The organism is Bacillus sp. ISL-78 (assembly GCF_018613455.1).
Classification (GTDB): domain Bacteria; phylum Bacillota; class Bacilli; order Bacillales; family DSM-1321; genus Peribacillus; species Peribacillus frigoritolerans.
On the sequence record NZ_JAGGQC010000036.1, the window covers coordinates 18,965 to 41,279 of the forward strand.

Annotated in this window: 19 protein-coding genes, 1 pseudogene and 1 riboswitch; of the genes and pseudogenes, 4 read left to right on the forward strand and 16 right to left on the reverse strand. The window is 39.5% G+C overall.

Annotated features, from left to right (window positions below; genetic code table 11):
• Positions 1-142 precede the first annotated feature (142 nt).
• Both manA and J7I96_RS24805 read right to left on the reverse strand, forming a co-directional pair.
• Entirely contained in the window at positions 143-1,090 is a 948-nt protein-coding gene (manA, locus tag J7I96_RS24800) for a mannose-6-phosphate isomerase, class I (protein ID WP_214772742.1), read from the reverse strand.
• A gap of 622 nt (positions 1,091-1,712) precedes the next feature.
• The gene (locus J7I96_RS24805) at positions 1,713-3,428 is read right to left on the reverse strand and encodes an ABC transporter ATP-binding protein (RefSeq protein ID WP_214772741.1); all 1,716 of its coding nucleotides are present in this window, start codon (positions 3,426-3,428) and stop codon (positions 1,713-1,715) included.
• A 216-nt stretch (positions 3,429-3,644) separates the two neighbouring features.
• Between J7I96_RS24805 and J7I96_RS24810 the strand changes: the two genes are divergently transcribed.
• Positions 3,645-4,886: an MFS transporter gene (locus J7I96_RS24810; protein WP_214772740.1), complete on the forward strand. Its 1,242-nt coding sequence runs from the start codon at positions 3,645-3,647 to the stop codon at positions 4,884-4,886.
• Positions 4,887-5,038: 152 nt separating this feature from the next.
• On the opposite strand, the gene J7I96_RS24815 is transcribed toward J7I96_RS24810, so the two are convergent.
• From J7I96_RS24815 to J7I96_RS24835, 5 genes are all read right to left on the reverse strand, one after another.
• A complete protein-coding gene (locus J7I96_RS24815; RefSeq protein WP_214772739.1) occupies positions 5,039-6,301 on the reverse strand; it encodes a glycosyl hydrolase family 18 protein in 1,263 nt (420 codons plus the stop codon).
• A 190-nt stretch (positions 6,302-6,491) separates the two neighbouring features.
• Complete coding sequence (locus J7I96_RS24820; RefSeq protein ID WP_214772738.1) at positions 6,492-7,241, reverse strand: (S)-benzoin forming benzil reductase; 750 nt, start codon at positions 7,239-7,241, stop codon at positions 6,492-6,494.
• A gap of 420 nt (positions 7,242-7,661) precedes the next feature.
• Positions 7,662-9,119: a cardiolipin synthase gene (gene cls, locus J7I96_RS24825; RefSeq protein ID WP_214772737.1), complete on the reverse strand. Its 1,458-nt coding sequence runs from the start codon at positions 9,117-9,119 to the stop codon at positions 7,662-7,664.
• A 228-nt stretch (positions 9,120-9,347) separates the two neighbouring features.
• Positions 9,348-9,611, reverse strand: coding sequence for a metal-sensitive transcriptional regulator (locus tag J7I96_RS24830; protein WP_214772736.1), 264 nt, complete (start codon positions 9,609-9,611; stop codon positions 9,348-9,350).
• A gap of 167 nt (positions 9,612-9,778) precedes the next feature.
• Complete coding sequence (locus tag J7I96_RS24835) at positions 9,779-10,222, reverse strand: SRPBCC family protein (protein ID WP_214772735.1); 444 nt, start codon at positions 10,220-10,222, stop codon at positions 9,779-9,781.
• Positions 10,223-10,507: 285 nt separating this feature from the next.
• Between J7I96_RS24835 and J7I96_RS24840 the strand changes: the two are divergent.
• Positions 10,508-11,195: pseudogene (locus tag J7I96_RS24840) on the forward strand (MFS transporter); the annotation flags it as partial.
• A 278-nt stretch (positions 11,196-11,473) separates the two neighbouring features.
• Here J7I96_RS24840 and aspA read toward each other — a convergent pair.
• Positions 11,474-12,904, reverse strand: a complete 1,431-nt coding sequence (gene aspA, locus J7I96_RS24845) for an aspartate ammonia-lyase (RefSeq protein WP_034307227.1) — start codon at positions 12,902-12,904, stop codon at positions 11,474-11,476.
• Between the two features lie 23 nt (positions 12,905-12,927).
• Positions 12,928-13,917, reverse strand: coding sequence for an asparaginase (locus tag J7I96_RS24850; RefSeq protein ID WP_214772863.1), 990 nt, complete (start codon positions 13,915-13,917; stop codon positions 12,928-12,930).
• Between the two features lie 229 nt (positions 13,918-14,146).
• On the opposite strand from J7I96_RS24850, the gene J7I96_RS24855 reads away from it, so the two are divergent.
• Positions 14,147-14,521 carry a helix-turn-helix domain-containing protein gene (locus J7I96_RS24855; RefSeq protein ID WP_214772734.1) on the forward strand — a complete coding sequence of 125 codons (375 nt, stop codon included), beginning with the start codon at positions 14,147-14,149 and terminating at the stop codon, positions 14,519-14,521.
• 494 nt (positions 14,522-15,015) lie between these two features.
• On the opposite strand, the gene J7I96_RS24860 is transcribed toward J7I96_RS24855, so the two are convergent.
• From J7I96_RS24860 to J7I96_RS24890, 7 genes are all read right to left on the reverse strand, one after another.
• Positions 15,016-15,183, reverse strand: coding sequence for a hypothetical protein (locus J7I96_RS24860; protein ID WP_162878727.1), 168 nt, complete (start codon positions 15,181-15,183; stop codon positions 15,016-15,018).
• 306 nt (positions 15,184-15,489) lie between these two features.
• The gene (gene mmuM, locus J7I96_RS24865) at positions 15,490-16,452 is read right to left on the reverse strand and encodes a homocysteine S-methyltransferase (RefSeq protein WP_214923059.1); all 963 of its coding nucleotides are present in this window, start codon (positions 16,450-16,452) and stop codon (positions 15,490-15,492) included.
• On the reverse strand, positions 16,442-17,836 hold the full coding sequence (gene mmuP, locus J7I96_RS24870) for an S-methylmethionine permease (RefSeq protein ID WP_214772732.1): 1,395 nt from the start codon (positions 17,834-17,836) through the stop codon (positions 16,442-16,444). Before mmuP ends, mmuM begins: the two co-directional genes overlap by 11 nt.
• 83 nt (positions 17,837-17,919) lie before the next feature.
• Positions 17,920-18,022, reverse strand: a riboswitch (SAM riboswitch).
• Between the two features lie 234 nt (positions 18,023-18,256).
• The gene (locus tag J7I96_RS24875) at positions 18,257-18,865 is read right to left on the reverse strand and encodes a flavin reductase family protein (RefSeq protein ID WP_214923060.1); all 609 of its coding nucleotides are present in this window, start codon (positions 18,863-18,865) and stop codon (positions 18,257-18,259) included.
• Positions 18,866-18,882: 17 nt separating this feature from the next.
• The gene (locus J7I96_RS24880; protein WP_214772729.1) at positions 18,883-19,491 is read right to left on the reverse strand and encodes an alpha/beta hydrolase; all 609 of its coding nucleotides are present in this window, start codon (positions 19,489-19,491) and stop codon (positions 18,883-18,885) included.
• Positions 19,491-20,438, reverse strand: coding sequence for a ring-cleaving dioxygenase (locus J7I96_RS24885; RefSeq protein WP_214772728.1), 948 nt, complete (start codon positions 20,436-20,438; stop codon positions 19,491-19,493). Before J7I96_RS24885 ends, J7I96_RS24880 begins: the two co-directional genes overlap by 1 nt.
• A 24-nt stretch (positions 20,439-20,462) precedes the next feature.
• The gene (locus J7I96_RS24890; RefSeq protein ID WP_214772727.1) at positions 20,463-21,440 is read right to left on the reverse strand and encodes a ring-cleaving dioxygenase; all 978 of its coding nucleotides are present in this window, start codon (positions 21,438-21,440) and stop codon (positions 20,463-20,465) included.
• A gap of 242 nt (positions 21,441-21,682) precedes the next feature.
• Here J7I96_RS24890 and J7I96_RS24895 point away from each other — a divergent pair, with 242 nt between their 5' ends.
• Positions 21,683-22,282 carry a nitroreductase family protein gene (locus tag J7I96_RS24895; RefSeq protein ID WP_214772726.1) on the forward strand — a complete coding sequence of 200 codons (600 nt, stop codon included), beginning with the start codon at positions 21,683-21,685 and terminating at the stop codon, positions 22,280-22,282.
• The last annotated feature ends 33 nt before the right edge of the window (positions 22,283-22,315 follow it).

A 22,315-nucleotide genomic window follows, 5' to 3' on the forward strand; every position in this document is an offset into this window, starting at 1 on the left:
TATTACCTATATGGCTGACATACTCACTTGACATAATATTTGAATAAAAATTTGTTTGCTTTCTTAAGTTATTATTGATATTTGGGTATTATTATTATATTTTACTTTTCATACCTCTTTCATTATAATTCCGACTACAACCTTATGGGTGTGAAACGATTAGCTCTAAATTACCCTTAATTTCAAAATCCCCTAAATCGAACGGCAGAATAAAGTGGTCTCCTTTTTTGAATAAAGATGTTCCTTCTGCTGTTTTAATTTGACCAGTTCCTTCGATTACACTTGCTAATTGAAACTTTTCGTTTTGTGTATTAGAATAAACACCATTCACTTCCCATTTATATACAGAGAAATACTCTGAATCTACAAATCTTGTAATGGTTGCCTCTTCTTTTTTTATCACTATACAACCTGATTCTTTTAGTTCATGAGGAATTATCGTTACATCAATCGCTTTATCCAAATGTAATTCTCTAAGGTTACCATTACTGTCGACACGGTCATAATCATAGACACGGTAAGTGGAGTCAGAGCTTTGTTGTGTTTCCAAAACAAGGATTCCTTTACCAAGAGAATGTATCGTACCAGCTGGTACATAGAAAAAGTCACCCGGTTTAATTTTTACTCTTTTAAGCAATCGATCCCATTGCTTATTTTCAATCATGTTTATTAATTCATCCTTTGTATTTGCATTATGCCCAAGTACAATCTCTGAATCTTCTTCACAATGGATTATATACCAGCACTCTGTTTTACCCTGCATTCCGTTTTCCTTGTTATTAGAATTTTCATCGTTAGGATGGACTTGTATAGATAAATCATTATTCGCATCTAGAATTTTTGTTAAAAGTGGAAAATCCCCCTGTTTCATCCCACCAAAAATCCCAGGGTGTTTTCGCCAAAGTTCTCCTAGGGAAAGGCCTTTAAATTGACCTGCACTTACAATACTTTGCCCATTTGGATGGGCAGAAATTGCCCAGCATTCACCTGTGTTTTGTGAAGGAATGTTATAATGGAATTTGTCTCGTAACGCAGTGCCTCCCCATATTTTTTCTTTGAAAACCGGTTGTAAAAATATTGGGTGCTTCAACCTTCTTCAAACCCTCTCCATATTTTTTAAAAATATTACCCATTACTAAAACATCTTTAATTATTTTATGGATAACTTGAAGAATCGGTTCCGTTGCATTTTCGGAATAGGGCATGAGTTTACTTATCCTAAATCAAGAATCTGCTATTTCAAGTGAAGTTAATGAACCAAAAAAAGACCTGGATCAACTCCAAGTCCTCCCATTTGCTACATTATTATATTTTCCATAACTTTTATTACCCGTGATTCGGTTGTTAGTACACTGCATACCTACTTCCACTGACATTCAGTTCGGTATGGCCCAATCAATAAGCGGTGCAAAATCCAGTTGCAAGACTGCCTAGACCAACTCTCAAATTAAGTGCCTACTGCCCCGACTCGTCAATATGAAGACTTATGTGTTTAATGATAGTTAAAGACTGGCGCAAGCAGATACAGGTTTTGGAGTCTATCCGCATACCGCACCCTCAAATGAAAACAATTTAAGAATCAAGTTATATGTTAACAAAAAGGGCACTTCCATTCTTTTAAAATGGAAATATTTAACTCAATAAGAAATAACTCCACCAAATAAAAAAAGCTACATATCCTCAATGAAAGGGCATGTAGCTTTTGATCACCATCATTTTTGAAATTGTAATTGATGCAGATTGGCAAAAATGCCCCCCTGCTTAAGTAAGTCATCGTGACCACCTTCTTCAGCAATTCCTTCTTCCGTAACAACCACGATCTTGTCGGCGTTTCGAATGGTTGCCAATCGGTGTGCGATGATTAACGTCGTTCTGTTTTCAGCTAGTTCCGTAAGGGCCTGTTGAATGATTCTTTCCGTCTCCGTATCGAGTGCAGAGGTTGCCTCATCGAGAATTAATATTGGCGGATTCTTTAAAAACATTCTCGCTATTGCAATTCGTTGTTTTTGTCCTCCGGATAATTTCAAGCCTCGTTCACCTATTTGAGTTTCATAGCCTTCTGGAAGTCCTTCAATGAAAGTCTCCAAATGGGCTTTCCTGGCGGCTTCTTGAATTTGTTCATCCGATGCTCCAAGCATTCCATACGCAATGTTCTCTTTTACTGTTCCTGTGAAAAGGAATACATCTTGCTGGACTATGCCAATTTGTGAGCGCAATGACTTTTTCGTCATTTCACGAATATCAATTCCGTCAATGGATATTGAACCGGCCTTAACATCATAAAAACGTGGGATCAATGAACATATGGTCGTTTTCCCAGCTCCTGAAGGCCCGACAAAAGCGATGGTTTCACCAGCTTTAATTGTTAGATCAATTCCTTTTAAAACTGGCTTTTTGTCTTCATAGTTAAAAGAAACATCTTTAAAGGAAATATCCCCCAAAAGGGTGGTCACCTCAATTGCATCCTTTTTATCCACTACATCAGGCGCGACATCCAGTAGTTCCGTGAAACGTTTAAAACCGGCCATCCCTTTTGGATATAGTTCCATCAACGCACTGATTTTGTCGATCGGCTTAAATAATACGTTAACATATAAGACGAATGCAACCAGTTCCCCATAAGATAGCTGCCCATGAAAAGTTAGCCAAGCTCCTATCACCAACACGGCAAGGGTCATGAACCTCGTCATCATGTAAATACCTGATAAGCTAAAGGACATTACCTTATATCCTAGTAGTTTCGCTTTACGGAATCTGCGATTATTAGTAGCAAATCTTTTCATTTCATATGTTTCATTCGTAAAGGATTGTACAACCCTCACTCCTGAGACGCTATCTTCCACACGGGCATTTACATCCGCAACCTCTGTATACATTTTCTTCCAAGATTTATTCATCTTTAAATTACTTATGACAATCAATAACACGAGGAAAGGTAAAATACAAACCGATACGAGTGCCAGTTTCACATTGATTGTCAACATAATCCAAAATGCACCTATAAAAGTCATGAAGGCAATGAATAAATCTTCGGGACCATGGTGAGCAAGTTCACCAATATCGAACAGATCATTGGTTATGCGGCTCATGATATGGCCGGTTTTCGTGTTATCAAAAAAACGAAATGATTGTTTCTGCACGTGCTCAAATAATTCCTCACGCATATCAGTCTCGATATTTATACCCAATTTGTGACCCCAGTACCCTACGATGAACTGCAAGAAGGTACTAATGATATAAAGCAGGAACAAACCGGCACTTACCGAAACAATGGCAGACCAATCGTCGCCAGGCAGCAGTGTATCAATAAACCACTGAACTGCTAGCGGAAATGCAAGTTCAAGTACAGCCACGACCACTGCACTGAAGAAATCAATAATGAATAACCGCTTATGCGGCAGGTAATATGAAGCAAAACGTCGAATCATCAAATTTTTCTCCTTTTTTACATATATTAAGGAGTATAATTCCATATTCAATATTGAGCAAGCATTTCAGAACCCCCACGTTCATATTATGGTAAAATCATCTATAAAACAGCCAACCCGGCTCATGCAATCTATTGAATGAAGGAGTGAATCCAGTGTAAAAAAATAAACCATTCTATATATCCATGAACTTTATTTTCGTAAAGGATGGTATTCATGAAAAACACATCGTTTCGATGCCTTTGGATTGGTCAGGCATTTGCAAATCTAGGGGATATTTTTTATGTAGTCGGGTTGATTTCACTATTATATAACTTGACGGGATCTGCCCTCTATTTGAGTTTGCTCCCGTTCATTACAACGATTTTTCGGTTCATCAGCAGTTTACTTGCCCCCCTTGTCATCGACAGGTTTCCTTTAAAAAGAATCATCGTGCAATCTCAATGGTGGAAAACGGTCTTACTCGTTTGCCTAGGAATCTTTATAATAAGCTTCAATCATGGTTTTTCTGTTGCCGTCATTTTCTTCATTGCCTTGATTTCATTATTGGACGGAGTCGCTGCCCCGGTTAGCGCAGCTTTGGTTCCTCAATTAGTTCCAAAAGAAGAGCGGATGAAAGCGAATGGTTTCTTGAATGTGATCACCCAGACCATCTTTGTAGCAGGATGGCCTCTAGGTTCCGTCTTATTGATAAGTACCAACAGCAGTTTCATCATTTGGCTTACGGTCATGCTTTATGCCGTTTCAACAATCTATACAGGCAGAATCAAAGACCCAGAACAAACGACGGCCCCTGTTGCTCCGTCAAACTGGGGTTCGATTAAATCCGGATGGGTTGCGATTCGTCAAATCCCAACTATACGTACCCTCATTTCCATTGATTTCATAACCACTTTAGCTTCAAGCGTGTGGGTGGCTGCCGTTCTATATATATACGTAGAACAGAACCTGCAACTTGGTGAGGAATGGTGGGGGTACATTAACACAAGCTACTTTGTCGGCATGATTTTAAGTGGATTGATCGTCATCCGTTTTGCCAAGTTACTAGAAAAACATATTGGATTCTTCATCACTCTCGGGCTATTTCTCAGTTCACTGCTGATCCTGCTTTTTGGAACTACCAGTATTCCTACTTTAGCTTTGCTGCTGGCATGCCTGTACGGTCTCCCAGAACAAATCCGGGAAGTGATCTATACAAAGCTATTCCAAGATCATGCTACGGAAAAGACTCTTGCAAAAATTTATGCCGTTTGGGGAGCAGTCATCAATCTTACATTTGCCGGCTCTGTCTTACTATTAGGCTTTATAACGGAAACATACAGTGTCAAAACAACGTTCCAATTTTCCTCCACCCTGATATTTCTTGCCTTTCTTTATGCAATTTTTAAAAGGAACGACTTACAAGGGAAGCAATGTGATCAATCACTGTCAAATCAGTCATCCAATCTTCCTGGATGATGCATGTCTTTCGATTCACTACCAAAAGGAGCCTTGGTTTTCCATGGCTCCTTTTTTATCGTTTCAATGCCCGTCGAACAATATTGCCTCTGTTAAAAGTTGTACAACCAAACGAAAGAAGTAAATATATGAACCGCCTGCACCCATTCATTCTATTTGATAATCCAGATATTATTATCTATAAACTCCCAATTCTGCGGGAATTCCAAACCAATCTGCCAATAAGTTGCACCTATCAGTTCATATGCATCAATCATTTCATATTTTGCACTTATCGATCGAATATCTTCAAACCAAACGACATGATTCGAATTCTCTCTTCGATAGGAATAGGAAGGTGAAGCCGCTGAGGTGTCAAAAGTTATTTCAGCACCAGTTGCAATGGCAAGATTTTGGGCATTTTGAGCTGATAAAGCTTTCGTCTCGTGGCTTGGTACAATCCAATCGTATCCATACATAGGAAATGCCGACTGCAGTTTATACTCTGGGATATTCAACAAAGCATAACGTAGAACCTCTCCCATCCACCAGAGTGGGGAAATGGGTTCAGGCGGTCCAGTTGGATACCCATAGTCAATGGTCATTACTGCAACAAGGTCTGCCGCCTCTCCGATCCCCCGATAATCATGCCCGCCTACAATTCGATTATCAGGATTATCCGCTGTTTTTGCATGAACGTTCACATGCAGGATCAGTTCGTTCAATCCCTCCTTTAATTCTTTTAAAAAAAGCACATAATCGGAACGCCTGGCAGGTGGGATGAATTCGATGTCCATGCTGACACCCCCATAGCCTTTCTCCCTAACGAAAGTCAGCATACTATTGATTAAATTAGCTCTGTATACTGAACTGGCAAGGACATCACCAGCCAAATCAGCATCGAAATCACCATCTTGAAAGTTTCTGATCATCAGTAGCGGCGTCACCCCTGTCTGTTCGCATTTCGCGATAAGCGGGAGATCATCTCCATCAACGTACGCATTTCCTTCCCTTGTAAACGAATAAGCGACAATGGCTAAATAGGATAATTTATCACCATTCTGCTCAAGTGTTTCAAATACGACTCCACCTGTGGTCGGGAAGGCAAAACCCAGCGTAATCAATTGATTTTTGTAAGGAGACGGTATCAAAATTTCCGTACCGACTTTTAGCGAGTTTTCAGAGATTCCAGGGTTTTCCTCCTTGATTGCCGCTGCACTCGTACCAAAACGACTGCCGATTTTAGTAAGGGTATCCTGACTTTTAATTAGATACCTTCGATTCACCGCTTTTTCATTAGGTATATACAACGCCAGACCAGGAACCAAAGTTGTTGATTCCAATCCGTTGACTTCAATTATCCTCGATGGGGCAACTTTGTTTTTCGAGGCAATTTCCCAAAGGGTGTCACCTTTTTTCACAATAATGATCGTCATTCAAAACCCTCCAAACTCCCTAAAAAAAGTTTATGTTATTCAGGTAATTGGATAGAACGAATTATCACATTTCCTAATGATGATTCGTTTTTTTAATGGAATAAAGGATCAAAAAAAAGAGGCTGTCCAAAGGGACACCCCCTACGCTATAAGCCATCAATTGATTTTTCGCTTCATATTCTCCTATACATCAAAGTAAATTCTTAATGTCGTAGAACTTCCCATTTTCCAAGTCTTCTGCTTCAAGCAGCTGCAAAAGTTTATCTGCCACAAATTCGGGGCTTCTTAATATGCCCTTCTCTTTATATTCATGAAATTTGTCTCGATCAGCAAAGTCCCGTTCGTCTGCTGATCGGATTGTCCCTTGCATCTCCGTATCCATTACACCTGGTGAAAAAGAAATGAGAGACGTAGGATAAGACGTTTTATCCTGTTCCAACCCTGCAACCCGTGTAAACATTTCCAGCCCCGCCTTAGTACTGCAATAGGCTGCCCAGCCATGATAAAGATTTTTTGCTGCTCCTGAAGATATGTTGACCATTACCTTCTTTCTGTTCCAGTCCTTTGTCTGTTTAACGAATTCATCAGCCAATACGATGGGTGCCATGAAATTCACCCTCATGCTCGTTTCCAAATTTTTTATACCAAGGTTTCCTACTGGCTTTATCGGTTCAATGACACCTGCATTGTTAATGAAATAAATGTCACTTGTATCATCGACGGCAGCAAGAATATCATTGACTAAGGAAGGTAACTTTTCTGTTTCATTCAAGTCCAGCGAAATAAATGTAAGTTTCGTCCCGGAACGGTCAGCCATCCGCTGCATTTCAGGATGGGCGGTGCGGGAAACTAAAATGCAATGATCACTCGCCTGTAAACATCCTTTGGCGATGGCAGCACCTAGACCTTTTGAAGCTCCTGTGATTATAAACGTTTTCACGGCTTTTCCCCCTTTTCTGGATATAAACTATTGTACCAAAACCGAGTTCGGAATGGTCTCACCACAAACCGTGTTTTGAAGATAAGACTGCCGTTTTATGAAATAAAGCTCCGTACTTGTTTTAAAAATGCAGGAAGCCTCAATTATTGACTTTGAGACAAAAGAGGCTCCATCTAAAATAAAGCAAGGTTGATTGGAGTGGGTGTGCGAGACTCCTGTGGGGAAAGCGCGTGCCTGGTGAGGAAGTCAAGGATTTTGCAAACTCAATGAATAACAATGGTCTACAACTAAAAGGGAATGGATTTCTGAAATCAAGCTCCGTACTATTTTTAAGTAAAAAAACTGCAGGCAAACTCTATTTTCCGAATTTGTCTACAGTCTGAACAGACCATGTAGTAATGGTTCCGCTTATTTAGAATATTATAATATCGGTGATACCAGCCTTGCAATGGACTCTTTAAAACGAATCCACTTTGATCGCTTTTCAAACTCTTCAATTGTAAGCTGCCTGCATACTTCGACATCCTTATAAAAAATCCTGGTCAGTGTTTCGGCCATTCCTTCATCATAAATGAAGGCATTGACCTCAAAGTTCAATTTAAAACTACGGACATCAATGTTAGCTGTCCCCACCGAGGAGACCTCTTCGTCCACCACGATCATCTTCGCATGAATAAAGCCGTTATCATAGATGTATACCTTAGCACCCGCTCTTAATAACTGCCCTGCATTGTAAGTCGTTGCCCAATAAACAAAAAGATGATCAGGTTTATTCGGAATCATGATTTTTACATCTACCCCTGATAAGCTGGCAATCCTGAGTGCATCCAATAAACTGGCATCCGGTATGAAGTAAGGTGTTTGAATGAGAATCGATTTCTTTGCTGATGAAATTAATTTAATATAGCCATTTTTAATTTGTTCCCATTCAGAATCCGGCCCACTTGTCACTATTTGCAAATCTATATTCCCTTGGGTCTCTACAATAGGGAAATAATGTGGCTGATAAGTTATATCATGATGCTTTGATGCCTGATTCCAATCCAGGATAAACCGAGTTTGAATGGCTTTGACAGCCGAACCCTCTATACGAAGGTGTGTATCACGCCAATAACCGAATTTTGGATTAAGCCCTAAATATTCATCCCCAACATTAAAGCCTCCAACATACCCTACTTTTCCATCTATGATGACGAGCTTTCGATGGTTACGGAAATTCAGTCGTAAATTTATAAATTTTAATTTGGAAGGAAAGAATGCCTCCACTCGTCCTCCAGCCTGCCTAAATTCCCTGAAGAAACGTTTGGTCATCCCTCTAGATCCCAGTTCGTCATAAAGCAGCCGAACTTTGACGCCTTCATTCGCTTTTTTAGTCAAAGCTTCAATGAATCGTTTACCCAGGCCGTCCCTTTGAATGATGTAATATTGTATATGTATATGGTTTTCGGCCGCTTCGATATCTTTAAAAAGCTGATCAAACTTATTTTTCCCTTCCGTAAAAATATCGACTTGATTATCTTCAGTAAGTACGGCATCATTATTTCGGAGATGCATATAAATCAAATCACGATAATTACTCGAAGAAGCATTTCGAAAAGGAAAATGATTCGTTGAAAGCTCTTCCATCTGTTTATCAATGATTTCTTCAATCCCAATCTTCTTCTTATCCTCCCATTGGAATAAGTGTGCGTGCCTTAAACTTGTTCCAAAAAGCAGGTATAAAATAAAACCGACTACAGGCAAAAAATATAAAACCAATAACCAAGCCCAGGTAGTGCTCGCTTCCCTTCTTTCAAAAAATATGACAATCGTTGCAAATAAAATATTTAGAATGATGACGAGGCCGAGCAAAACCGATGTAACATGCGTAAATTCCATAGCATACCCTCACTAAATTTTTATCCCTTTAAGGATACCATGCAAATTCTTTATATCAAAGGATTTGCTTATCAGAAATGAAAACAGAGAATTCACAAAAATGGACCTCTTCTTGTAGAGGCCCATTTTAAAAAATCCATCCACCCCGGACACTAAAATTTCTCAGATTGGCCAGGGCAGTCTAATAATAATTGTCTTAAAAATCCCTATTTAACAATAAATAATTGCTTACCGGCTTTTCACTAATAAATTCACAGCTTCTTTCACTAGCTCTTCGGGATTCTTCTCTCCGGAATCATTAGCCTCCCGGACGCATTCAACAAGATTGGAACTTACTATCACCCCAATTGTCCGATCGATTGCAGATCTGGTTGCAGATAACTGAGTTACTACATCCCTGCAATCTTTATTATCCTCCATCATTTTCAAAATCCCACGAAGCTGTCCTTCAATTCGCTTTACTCTATTTTTAACCTGCTTATCGTACTCCATATGAGGCCTCCTACCCTGCCTATTACTTATGAATCCTATCCAGACATCCATCATAAAACCTTTTCAGTCGAAATGAAGGTTTGATAAAAATCTTACAATTTATAATACATACCACTTAGGTATAATTGTCAAGTACCAATATCCAATAAAACTCCAATATGTAATTCCTATTTTTGTACAAGAAGACTTTGTGCAACTGCCTCAGAAAACTCGATCGTCATTTGGGGAACGTAGGTTTTTAACAAAGCATTGACGATAGGGGCTTTTGCGCCTTTTGCTGTAATCGCCAGGCAGCCAGTCATTTTAGTCTGTCCAATTCCGCACTCTTCCGCTAAAAAATAGCCATGCCCATCAAATTTTTCATTTAATCCCTTAAGCTTAAATGTTACCTTATCTGGTTCAATCCATTCCAATATATTCACTTCCAGTTTAATTTTCTTCTTCATTAATCCCAAATCGCTTTTAAACTCCCAAATAAGTGTCCGCTCATTTATCATCTCATGATTGATATATCCTGGGACTAGAGGTGCCCAACGATTTATGCTACTTACAAAACCCCATACCGTTTTTTTGGAAACAGGTAATATGATACTATGCACACCTTCTGACAAAGCAGTTCCCCCTTAATCATTCTATTTACATCTTTGTAATGTATGGCTTAACAATATTGAATAGAACGGTAAGATTAGATTCTTGAACAAAATTCTCCCGGTGTAAGAAACCATTTAAAGACAATAACAGCAAAGAATCGCCCCTGAGGAACGATCGTTTTTTTGCTGGGACTCAGACTTTAGACAAACTCGATACAAATATAGAATGCCTACATTTTTTTGAGGGAGTGTAAAATATAAGCGTTGATTTCCACTTCAGGCACTCGCTTTCCGCGGGCGGTCAGGGAGCCACCGATTGAAGAGTATCGTAATGATTTTCCAAATAAAATGAAAAAAACGTTTGAAACAGAACTGACAACAAAAGAGATATTATTTAAATATGTATTAAATAACAAATGGGTCTGGGCGATTGCGATTGCAAACATCTTTGTTTATTTCGTCCGTTATGGGGTACTTGATTGGGCACCAACCTATTTAAGCGAAGAAAAAGGCTTCAACATGGACGAGTCCAGTACGGCTTATTTCTTATACGAATGGGCAGGTATTCCGGGTACTTTATTATGCGGCTATATCTCTGATAAAGTTTTTAAAGGCCGTCGGGGACCTGCTGGCGTTGTCTTCATGCTAGGAGTATTAATCGCAGTCCTTGTTTATTGGTTTAACCCTGCAGGCAACCCAATGATTGATATTATATCCCTAATTGCGATTGGATTCTTAATTTATGGACCAGTAATGTTAATAGGTCTGCAAGCACTTGATTTAGTTCCTAAAAAAGCTGCAGGCACTGCAGCAGGACTGACTGGCTTGTTTGGATATCTAGGTGGATCTGTAGCGGCTAATGCCATTATGGGATATGTAGTTGACTTTTCACTGGAATGCAGGTTTTACATTGATTACGATTTCTTGTGTGCTGGCAGTAGTGGTCTTTGCATGTACTTGGAATGTCCGAGGACAGGAAGTAGTAAAGGGCTAATACAGGCATATTATTGAGCTCAAGTTTCCCCATCCCCCTGGATATATTCTAGGGGGATGGGTTTTCTATTATCAGTTAAACCCATCCATGATTAGATTGACGCCCCTGATAACTGAATATTCAGTTATCTTTGACAAAAAGCAGTTGACGGACGTTAGTTTGACATACTCTATTGAAATGAATATAAAAAAATGACCATGCCTTTATACCAATGGTCCTAAAGGCATGGTCATTATATCAAAAATCATATAGATTCATGTTTTCCACCAGAATACTGTTTATTGCCGATCAAAAAGAGAAGCCCCCGCTATTCCGGGTTTTGTCATCTCATAAGGATTTAGAATCAGATCCAATTCTTCTTCTGTCAACACATCATATTGTAAACAAAGTTCGCGAACTGATTTCCCTTTCAATATCGCTTCACGGGCAATACGTGAAACCACTTCGTACCCAAGGTGCGGGTTGACTGCTGTAATCACTCCGACACTTTGTTCGACATAATCTTTTAAATGCTGCTCATTAGCCTCAATGCCTTCCAAGCAATAATCTGTAAAGACATTGAAAGCATTGTTCATAATGCTGATTGATTGCAACAAATTGAATACAAGCACTGGCTCCATTACGTTCAACTCTAGTTGTCCCGCTTCTGATGCTAAGCAAATCGTATTATCGTTCCCTATTACTTGGAAAGCGACTTGATTAATTAATTCTGGCATGACTGGATTTACTTTACCTGGCATGATGGATGAACCTGGTTGACGGGCTGGAAGTGTGATTTCTCCTAATCCCGCTCTCGGTCCTGAAGCCATCAAACGTAAATCATTTGCAATTTTAGACATATTCATCATACATACTTTCAATGAAGCTGATACCTCAGTGTATGCATCCGTATTTTGGGTTGCATCTACTAAATGTTCTGCTCCTACAAGCGGCAAGTTACTGATTTCAGCTAAATAAGTAACAACGTTTTCAATGTAACGCGGATCTGCGTTCAATCCCGTTCCCACTGCTGTTGCTCCCATATTCACTTCATATAAATGTTGACGTGATTGACTTATTCTTTTTATATCCCGATCCAAAACGCGACTGTAAGCCTCGAATTCCTGACCAAGGCGAATCGGCACTGCGTCCTGAAGATGTGTGCGTCCCATTTTGATAACATGATCAAATTGTTTTGCTTTTTTCTTTAAAACTGTACTCATCTTGGTCATTGTTTGTAACAATTGCTCCAAAAGACGCAGTGTTGATAAATGAATGGCAGTTGGGAATACGTCATTGGTTGATTGAGACATGTTAACATGGCTATTTGGGCTAACATGTACATAATCACCTTTATTGTGTCCCATAAGTTCTAACGCACGGTTGGCAACGATTTCATTAATATTCATATTCATCGATGTACCCGCACCGCCTTGAATTGGGTCAACGATGAAATATTCATGCCACTTTCCATCGATCACTTCTTCAGAAGCTTTAACGATAGCGCTTCCAATACCATCATATAACCGTTTGGTATCCATATTCGCTAAAGCGGCAGCTTTTTTAATCATGGCCAGTGCTCGAATCATTTCTTCATTGACTTTGTAACCGGTAATCGGAAAATTTTCCACTGCGCGTAAAGTTTGTATACCATAATAAACATCTGCCGGAATTTCCTTTTCCCCAAGAAAGTCTTTCTCGATTCGGTATGTTTTCTCTTCTATCAACATTTCCTCTTGCCCCTTTGTTTGTTCTAGAATGTAATGTCCTCTGCAATCGGTGTTTCCATCATTTCCTTCACTTTTTTAGGATCCTGCGTCTTCGCTAATATCCACATCAACTTAGGAACGATGGCTTCTGTATTCATATTCCTGGAACGAATGATGACATTCTTGTCGACTTTTCGTCCCACTTCGTAAATATCCATATCTTCCCCTTCTTCTAAGCATTGGGTAGTAATGACAACGGATATTCCACATTGTACTAACTCATTCAATTTCTCTAAAATGTTTCTTCCTTGAAATGGAATACCACCGCTTCCATAGCTTTCAATTACGATTCCCCGACATTGATTTTTCAGGAAATCAAAGAATTCAGGCTTAATACCGGGATGCAGCTTGACTAAAGCAACATCAGTACATAGGGAAGCATCCAACTTAGCTTCCTTATTCTTTGGTGATTGAACTGGCTTTAGATACTCAATTTTATCTTTGAATATGGTAGCAATATAAGGATAGTTAATACTTTCAAACGAATCATAGCTTTTCGTTCTCAATTTAATGGCCCTCGTACCCTGAATGACTCTGCCATCAAAAACAACATATACCCCGCCAATATCTTCACAAGCAAACCGGATCGCATCAGAGATATTCCTTTTGGCATCTGTCTTTTTAAAGGCAATCGGTACCTGAGAACCAGTAATGACGATTGGTTTCCCTAAATCTTGTAACATATATGAGAGCGCAGCAGAAGTGTAAGCCATTGTATCTGTTCCATGGGTAATCACAAAGCCATCGTAATCATGGTATTGCTCATGGATGGATTGTGCCATTTCTGTCCAATCTTCCGGCTGCATATTTGTACTATCAATATTCATCAAAGGCTTACTATCAATCTGACATAGTAAATCCAATCCCGGTAGGTGGCCTAAAATTTCGTCAGCTTTCATTTCTGGAACAAGTCCATTTTTTCCTTCTAACGATGCAATTGTACCACCTGTAGTAAGCAACATCAACTTCTTCATTTTTGATTTTAACTTTTCCAATATACTACCCCCTAATTAGCCTCCCTGTTTCACTATCATTCTATCATCTCAGAAAAGGATGTTTCCGCTTTAAATGTTCATGTAACGCGTACAACACATGTTATTATAGTCATGTTTCATATTGAAATCAAGCGAAAGTTATTCATTACGCGTACACTTTTTTCAATATGATGTTATAATGGATTTATATAAAAGGAGAGTAATAATAATGATTTTAAATAGATTGACTACATTAAGGAAGGCCAAAAGATGGTCTTTGCAATATACCGCTGACAGGCTCGGAATCGCCAAGAGTACCTATGCCGGTTACGAATCGGGACACCGCCGCCCTTCATTAGAAACGATTAATTTATTGGCAGGCTTATATGATACCTCAACTGATTACATTCTGGGTCGAGTGGATTATCCATCTAAGGATATGGATAAAGAGCCACCTCAAGTCATGGAATTAACGGATTTACCAGATATGGAGCTAGCTATAGATGGAATTTCCCTTTCTGAAGAGGAAACGATTCAATTTATCGCCTTTATTAGAGCTAAACGGGAAGTGGAAATAAATCGCGATAAACAAAATGAAATATAGCAGACATCTTGTTTAAACTGGTATTTGGAAAAAGAACCGCACTTCATCAACATGTTCTCATACTGCCTGGCATGTTCATATAAAAGATACCGCGGCTTTCATCAATTAGGAAAGGTCGGATCGCCCTTTGCCGGTTGCACGTAATTATTTCTGTTTAGAAATTTAGAGTTTATTAATTAATTATTATATGGAAGAAAGTCGGTTTTCCAAAAAATCATCCATCTTCATTTTTCTGTTGTCCTCTTTAGACTTATTCATTTTCCATCAAGGAAAGATTGATTTAAGTTTTATCTCCAATTTTCCCTCTAAACTATTTGCAATGAGAGAAAAATCATGACAAAGATCTTGGTTTCCCCTGGTGAATTAATCAAAAAAAGAAGCAACATGAAGTGAGAGTTATGTCTTAATTCATGTGCTTCTATTATTGAAATCCTTAAAGAAATGGAAAATTGCTCAATTATAATGTCTCAACAGATATGCTGTATTTCCATATATTAAGGCATTTCATCTTCTTTTTCCCGATTTTTGAAAGCTTCATGTGTGACAATATCTTCAATCTGTTCGTATTGGCGGCTGTGTTCCTTCTCTTCGCTAATTCTATTATTGGGTAAATTTCCTGGATGTCCTTTTTCTTTATGATTAAAATTTTTACCACGACTCATAACTCATTCTCTCCTTTCCATTCATTGTTTGTATAGTTTTCCCAAGCACGAAAAAAATATGATTTAATTTCTCTTTTTTCAGTTTTTGCAAAAGGGTTGGTTTACCTGAAATTCCCATCCCGTCTTGCGCGGCTTGATTCTGAAATGGCAGGAATAACAATTCAAACCTCTCAAATCACTCGAATCTGAATAAAGAGCTCAAAAAGAACAGGAACCGCCAGATAATGACGTTTCCTGTTCTTTTTGTTTATTGGTTTACCGACTACTTACATATTTAAACAAACCATTTTTGATAACAAAAAAAGGCTAGGAGATCGTTACCACGGAAGGTCGCCACTTTCTTGAAATGGCTGCAATATGATGAGGAGCGGTTCTGCAACATCCTCCAATTATATTTGCCCCCGCATGGTGCCAATCTTCAGATTTCACATCGAGCCTATTACATGATTCTGGACCATGCCATGTTTTAGTTTCTGGATTATAAGATTCACCGGAATTCGGGTAGACGATAATTGGTTTATGCGTGTTTGCACGCAACACCTGTATGGCTTCCGTGATAACTGTTACAGGCGCACAGTTGATGCCAATTGCGGCAATTTGCTCACTGTCCCCAAACAATCTGGCACACTCCTCCAGCAATGTGCCGTCACTAATCGCTTTTTCATTTTTCAAAGAAAAGGATAGCCAAGCATAGACTTCTGGATAATCTTTCAATAATGAATGTAATATTTTTGCTTCTTGCAGGGAAGGAATCGTTTCAAATGCTAAAATGTCAGCTCCTGCTTCAATCAAAGCTGATATTCGTGAGCGGTGAAATGCCGCTAAAGTTTCATCTGAAACACCATAATTCCCGACATACTCTGACCCATCTGCAAGATAAGCCCCATAAGGTCCAACTGATGCAGCAACCAATGGCTTAGGTCTATTCGATTGATATTCTTCCTTCCAAAATTCATCTCTTGCTTTTCTTGCAAGTAAAACCGTTTTCCTGATTAGATCCAATGCCTCTTTTTCTTGTATTCCGCGGAGGGCGAAACCTTCAACTGTTGCTTGATAGCTTGCCGTTATCGCACAGTCAGCACCAGCTCGAAAGTAATCAGAGTGAACCTGGTAAATCACTTCTGGATTTTCAAGTAATACACGTGCGGACCACAGGGGATCGTCCAAATCACACCCATGACTTTCAAGCTCAGTAGCTAAAGCTCCGTCCAAAATCATCACTGAATGATCTCGTAAAATTGCTTCAATTGGGTTAATTTCATTCTTCATGATCTACTCCTCTTTTCTTTATGGTTTGTGTCAGATAATAACTTCCATAGCAAAACAAAATAAACGGAATGCCACAATATAGTGCAATTCTTTGTGTAGGATCAAATGCAATTCCTACGCAAGAAGCAAGACATAGCATAAATGAAACGATTGGTACGAATGGATATAATGGTGTATGATAAGCCAAATCATTAACTGAGTTTCCTTCGTTTATATATCGTCTGCGAAATAGAAACTGTGACGCGCTAATACTCATCCAAACTATAACCACGGCTAGTCCAGAGATGGATACTAGCACTATGTATACAGTATCCGGAGCAATAATGCTCGAGAAAAGTGCTAAAACACCTCCCAGCATACTGAAAAGGACTGCATTCAATGGAACACCCCGTTTTGTCAATTTTGCAAATATTGGCGAAATAGTTTTCTTATCTGAAAGAGACCAAAGCATCCTGGATGAGGCATATAGTCCTGAGTTTGCAGCAGACAAAATGGCAGTTAATATTACAAAGTTCATAATATCCGCAGCATATGGCACTCCAATTCGTTCTAGAACGGCAACAAAGGGGCTCTCTAATACGCTTGCATCCGAAACAGGCAATAATGCGGATAAAACAACGATGGTACCTATAAAAAAGATAATCAATCTCCATAATGTCATACGGATTGCCTTTGGAATCGTTTTTTCCGGATTCACAGTTTCTCCAGCTGCAACTCCAATCAATTCAGTTCCAGAAAATGCAAAATTCACCGCCAGCATCGTCATTAGAATGGCAAAAGCACCATTTGGAAATAAACCTGCACTTGTAACATTTGAAAATAACGGAGCTGATTGTGCGTTACTCATTGGAATGAAACCTACCATTGCCGCAGCTCCCAGAATAATGAATATCACAATAGCAAATACCTTAATAGACGCAAACCAGAATTCGGATTCAGCGAAAAACTTAACGGTCCATGCATTTAATGCCAAAACCAACATGGCAAATAGAGCACTCCATATCCAGACACTGATTGATGGAAACCATCGTTGCATCAACAATCCTGCAGCCGTGAATTCCGAACCTAGTGCAACAGTCCAGGTTAGCCAATACAACCAGGCTACTGTATACCCTGTCCCTGGTCCGATGTATTTGGCTGCGTAACTATGAAACGCACCTGTCTCGGGCATATGCACTGAAAGTTCTCCTAGACATAGCATGACTAGATAAACCACTAATGCACCAATCAAATACGAAAGGATGGTTCCAAACGGACCAGCCTGTTGAATCGTATATCCCGAACTTAAGAATAAACCAGTTCCAATCACCCCGCCAAGCGATAGCATTATTATATGCCGTGCTTGCATTTTCCTTTGAAAATCATGCTTCCTTTTGTTCTCCATTCTTACTCTCCTTAATCTTGCATCCAGAAAAAACGAAAACGCACCCTAAAAAAGAGTGCGTTACTGACAAATAAACACGTACGGTCTTATCTATCAAGGTTTCACCCCCTGGAATTAGCACAGTGTCTTTTTAGACCTGTTGCTGAGGTTTCATAGGGCCAGTCCCTCCACCTCTCTGGATAAGAAATTATTTTTTTATAACTTTATCAATCTATGAAAAAATTGTCAAGTTTTGTTTCGGAATGTAAAGGCTTCCTTTTAACTACTAACGACCATGGCACCTGCGTCATTAATATTAAATGGTTGCTTGGTTTTGGAACTGGCGCTGAGCGTATTATATGGCAAATAAAACTAACCGGGGTTATGTTGTTTTAAAAAATGGCGACATCTTAGAAGATGTCGCCATTTTTTTCTTTTTACTTAAGGACGTTCTATTTCAAATAATTCCCCTAGTTTTGTATAAGTATGACCTGCTAATCTTGCTACAGGTTTTAGCCCATTCGGGTCAATACGGCCATTATGGTAAATATCTTGCTCTATATGATAGCAGACTATTTTCCCTATCAGTAAATCACAACCAGGTTTATTCTTGGAACCTGCCAATGGAATCGACTGTTCTAATGTACATTCTAAACGTACCTTCGCTTCTTCCAATCCTGGTACGGATACTTTATCGCTAACAGCAAGCGTGAAATTGGTAAGACCCAATTCACTTTCTTCAGATGGGAGTTCCTTGGCCGTTCGATTTGCATCAGCAACATTATCTTCATCAGTGATATGAACAACGAACTCACCTGTTTGAATTGCATTTCGGGCTGTATCCTTTGAAACTCCTTCTTTCCTTTGAACAGAAATGGAAATCATCGGAGGATTTGAACTGACTATGTTAAAAAAGCTGAACGGCGCTATATTGATTGTACCGGTTTCGGATTGTGTCGTAACCAGGGCTACTGGTCTCGGTATAATGCTTCCAGTCAAAAACTTATAATTTTCCCGTTCTGTAAGACTTTCAGGATTAACTGAAATCATCTTCATCCCCCTCATTCTTATAAAAAGTTCTTTTGGAACCATGAACTTGCTGCATCAACCTCTGAACGTGTTAACTGATGACCGTAATTTTCCCAGTGAACATTCACGGCAGCACCAGCTTGCTGTAAAAGTTGATTAAGTTCATCTGTTTCTTCTGCCGGGCAAATCGGATCGTTTTTACCTGCAGCTATAAATACAGGTATATCTAAAAGGGACGGCAAATCGATCCCTCGTCTTGGAACCATTGGATGATGAAGAATCGCTCCTTGTAATGCCCCCTCGTAATGGAACAGCAAACTTGCCGCTATATTTGCACCATTGGAATAACCTAATGCCACCACTCTGTCACGGTCGAAGTCATACTTTCCGGACGCTGATTCCAAGAAGTCATAAAGCTCCTTCGTTCGGAAGAGCAAATCCTCCTCATCAAAAACGCCTTCAGCTAACCGGCGGAAATAACGGGGCATTCCGTTTTCAAGTACATTTCCCCGTACGCTCAATACGGATGAACCCGGTGAAACCATTTCCGATAATGGCAAGAGATCTGTTTCCGTTCCTCCAGTTCCATGTAAAAGCAGTAGTAACGGAGCTTCTGGATTACTTCCTTTTTGAAAAATATGTTTCATCATTTATCCTCCTCTAGTACTCTCGGCACTGCCGGCAGTAACGTTCTTTCCATAACTTCCCGTTTTTCTTCCAACCATGGCGGCAGCATTAATTTACTGCCCATCGATTCCTTCGTTTCATCATGAGCAAAGCCAGGTGGATCTGTGGCAACTTCAAAGAGTATGCCTCCATCTTCCCTGAAATATATGGCATCGAAGTATTGACGGTCTGTAAAGGGAGTCACACCATAGCCATGATTACCGATATGCTCCCTCCATTCTTTATGATCTTCATTATCGCGCGCACGCCATGCAATGTGATGGACAGTTCCCACTCCGATTTTACCGTTTGGTAAAACCGTCTTTTTAACATCGATCAAATTCCCGATATCCGATGTGGATTTGAAGCGGATGAAATCGCCCTCTTCCCCAATCTTTTGCAGGCCCATAACTTCCTCTAATAGTTCCATCGTTTTGTTCGGTTTTGCCGTCAATAATACAGCACCGCCGAATCCCTTGACTGCCTTATCAGATGGTACACCACCGAATGACCACTCGCTATTTTTACCTTCTTTACGCTCAACCAGTTCAAGTTGCAAACCATGTGGGTCCTGGAATTCCAGATATTCCTCACCGAAGCGTGTAACCTTTTCAAAGTCTATATTAAATTTACCCAAACGCTTTTCCCAGAAGCCCATTGACCCCTCCGGAACGGCATATGTTGTAATCCCCACTTGTCCAGAGCCAATTGTCCCCCGGTATGCATCAGGCCAAGGAAAGAAAGTGATGATTGTGCCCGGTGAACCGGATTCATCTCCGAAATATAAATGATAGGTGCCTGGATCATCAAAATTAACTGTTTTCTTCACCATACGCATTCCCAATACTCCAGCATAAAAATCCACATTCTCTTGAGGTTTGCCTACAATTGCGGTTATATGATGTATTCCTGCATTTTGCTTTTGCATGCCGATTACTTCCTTTCCCATTGATTAATAAGTTGACTTTGTATTCAGTGGTTTTAGATTCGATTCAATATCCTTTCTTTTCGATTCCAAAAAAGGTGGCAGGGCAAGGTTTTCACCTAGGTGCTGCTCAGCTTCATCCACTTCAAAACCAGGTCCATCAGTAGCTAGTTCAAATAATATGCCATTCGGCTCCCTAAAATAGAGTGAACGGAAGTAAAAGCGGTCCACATATCCAGAGTTCACGAATTTCGATTCACTAATTTTTTCTATCCACTTTCTCAATTCTTCTTCATTATCCACCCGGAAGGCAACATGGTGTACTCCACCTCTCCCCAACCTTTCCCGAGGGATGTCATTCCTTTCTTCAATATGGAGTTCCGCTCCTGTTCCTCCTTCACCTGTCTCGTAAACGACTATTGGATTTTGCCCCCTGATTGCGGATGGGTATGTGCCTGATTTCCTGAACCCCAATACCTCGATAAGAACACTTTCTGTTTGTTCTATATTGGGTACAGTAAGTTTTACTGGTCCTAATCCAAGGATGGAAAACTCTTTCGGTACCGGGCTTCCATCCCACGGTAATCCACCTTGAACGCCGTTATTATCCTGATCGGAAACCAGAATAAGCCTCTGCCCTTCAGGATCTTTAAAAGCAAGCACCTTCCTTTTAAAACGGTTCGATATTTCATCGTGCTCAACATCGAATTCCACAAACCGTTTTTTCCAATATCCTAGCGCTTCATCATCCCTCACCCTTAAAGAAATTTCTGAAATGCTATTATTTCCTTCATGAGTGCGAGCAGCATTTGGAATTTCAAAAAACGTCAATTCCGTACCCGGTGAACCAATTTGATCTCCATAAAATAAGTGATACACACGAACATCATCTTGATTCACCGTTTTTTTGATTAACCGCATTCCTAAGACTTTTGTGTAGAATTCAAAGTTATTTCCCGCTTTTGCTGTAATCGCCGAAACATGATGTAATCCTTTTAACTCCATCCGTACCACTCCTATCTTTATAAATCTCCCCTTACGGAGATGAATTAATCCGCTAATAATATCTCGAATTCAAGGTATTTAACCTAACATAATACTTTTAATGCAAATATCTTGATTTAAAGATAAACGACAGAGATAAAATTGTCAACCATTTTCATTCAAATAATTTCAACCGGAATCACTTATCATAAAATAAAAAAATCAGGTCAAAATAAATCGGTATAAGAATGGAGGTGTGATATATGGTTAAAGATTTTTTTAGCGCAATTGAAGATAGACGCTCTTATTACTCCCTTAGCAAGGAACATGTCGTTCCTGATAAAAGGATTAAAGAAGTTATCGATCATGCCGTTCAATACTCCCCTTCCGCTTTCAACTCCCAAAGTGCCAGAGTGATTGTATTAACTGGACAAAGCCACGACCAATTATGGGATATCACGAAAGAAACATTAAGAAAAGCAGCCGATGGCAAAGATTTTAAAAAAAAGGAAGAAAATTTGGGGTCATTTATAAATGGTTATGGAACGGTTTTATTCTTTGAAGACCAAGCCATTATAAATAGGCTCCAAGAACAATATAAAACGTATGCCGAAAATTTTCCGATTTGGTCGAACCAATCGTCTGCCATTTTACAATTTGTCGTATGGACTTCCTTGGAAATTGAGGGCTTTGGTGCAAGCCTTCAGCATTATAATCCTTTACTCGATGACGAAGTGAGAAAGAAATGGGATATATCACGAGATTGGAAACTCATCGCACAGATGCCCTTTGGAAAACCCAAAGCAGAACCTGGGGATAAAGACTTCTCACCACTTGAAGAACGTGTGAAATATTTTCAATGATAATAGGGGCTGGCTCAACATAACAAGCCAGCC

Bases quoted from the DNA above. Each gene is read 5' to 3' on its own strand.
- J7I96_RS24860 (WP_162878727.1), bottom strand. From the start codon at position 15,183: ATGAGTCGTGGTAAAAATTTTAATCATAAAGAAAAAGGACATCCAGGA.
- J7I96_RS24880 (WP_214772729.1), bottom strand. From the start codon at position 19,491: ATGAAACATATTTTTCAAAAAGGAAGTAATCCAGAAGCTCCGTTACTA.
- J7I96_RS24885 (WP_214772728.1), bottom strand. From the start codon at position 20,438: ATGCAAAAGCAAAATGCAGGAATACATCATATAACCGCAATTGTAGGC.
- J7I96_RS24895 (WP_214772726.1), top strand. From the start codon at position 21,683: ATGGTTAAAGATTTTTTTAGCGCAATTGAAGATAGACGCTCTTATTAC.
- J7I96_RS24850 (WP_214772863.1), bottom strand. From the start codon at position 13,917: ATGAAGAAGTTGATGTTGCTTACTACAGGTGGTACAATTGCATCGTTA.
- cls (WP_214772737.1), bottom strand. From the start codon at position 9,119: ATGGAATTTACGCATGTTACATCGGTTTTGCTCGGCCTCGTCATCATT.
- J7I96_RS24855 (WP_214772734.1), top strand. From the start codon at position 14,147: ATGATTTTAAATAGATTGACTACATTAAGGAAGGCCAAAAGATGGTCT.
- aspA (WP_034307227.1), bottom strand. From the start codon at position 12,904: ATGTTGATAGAAGAGAAAACATACCGAATCGAGAAAGACTTTCTTGGG.
- J7I96_RS24810 (WP_214772740.1), top strand. From the start codon at position 3,645: ATGAAAAACACATCGTTTCGATGCCTTTGGATTGGTCAGGCATTTGCA.
- J7I96_RS24805 (WP_214772741.1), bottom strand. From the start codon at position 3,428: ATGATTCGACGTTTTGCTTCATATTACCTGCCGCATAAGCGGTTATTC.
- mmuM (WP_214923059.1), bottom strand. From the start codon at position 16,452: ATGAAGAATGAAATTAACCCAATTGAAGCAATTTTACGAGATCATTCA.
- J7I96_RS24815 (WP_214772739.1), bottom strand. From the start codon at position 6,301: ATGACGATCATTATTGTGAAAAAAGGTGACACCCTTTGGGAAATTGCC.
- J7I96_RS24875 (WP_214923060.1), bottom strand. From the start codon at position 18,865: ATGATTTCAGTTAATCCTGAAAGTCTTACAGAACGGGAAAATTATAAG.
- J7I96_RS24830 (WP_214772736.1), bottom strand. From the start codon at position 9,611: ATGGAGTACGATAAGCAGGTTAAAAATAGAGTAAAGCGAATTGAAGGA.
- J7I96_RS24890 (WP_214772727.1), bottom strand. From the start codon at position 21,440: ATGGAGTTAAAAGGATTACATCATGTTTCGGCGATTACAGCAAAAGCG.
- mmuP (WP_214772732.1), bottom strand. From the start codon at position 17,836: ATGGAGAACAAAAGGAAGCATGATTTTCAAAGGAAAATGCAAGCACGG.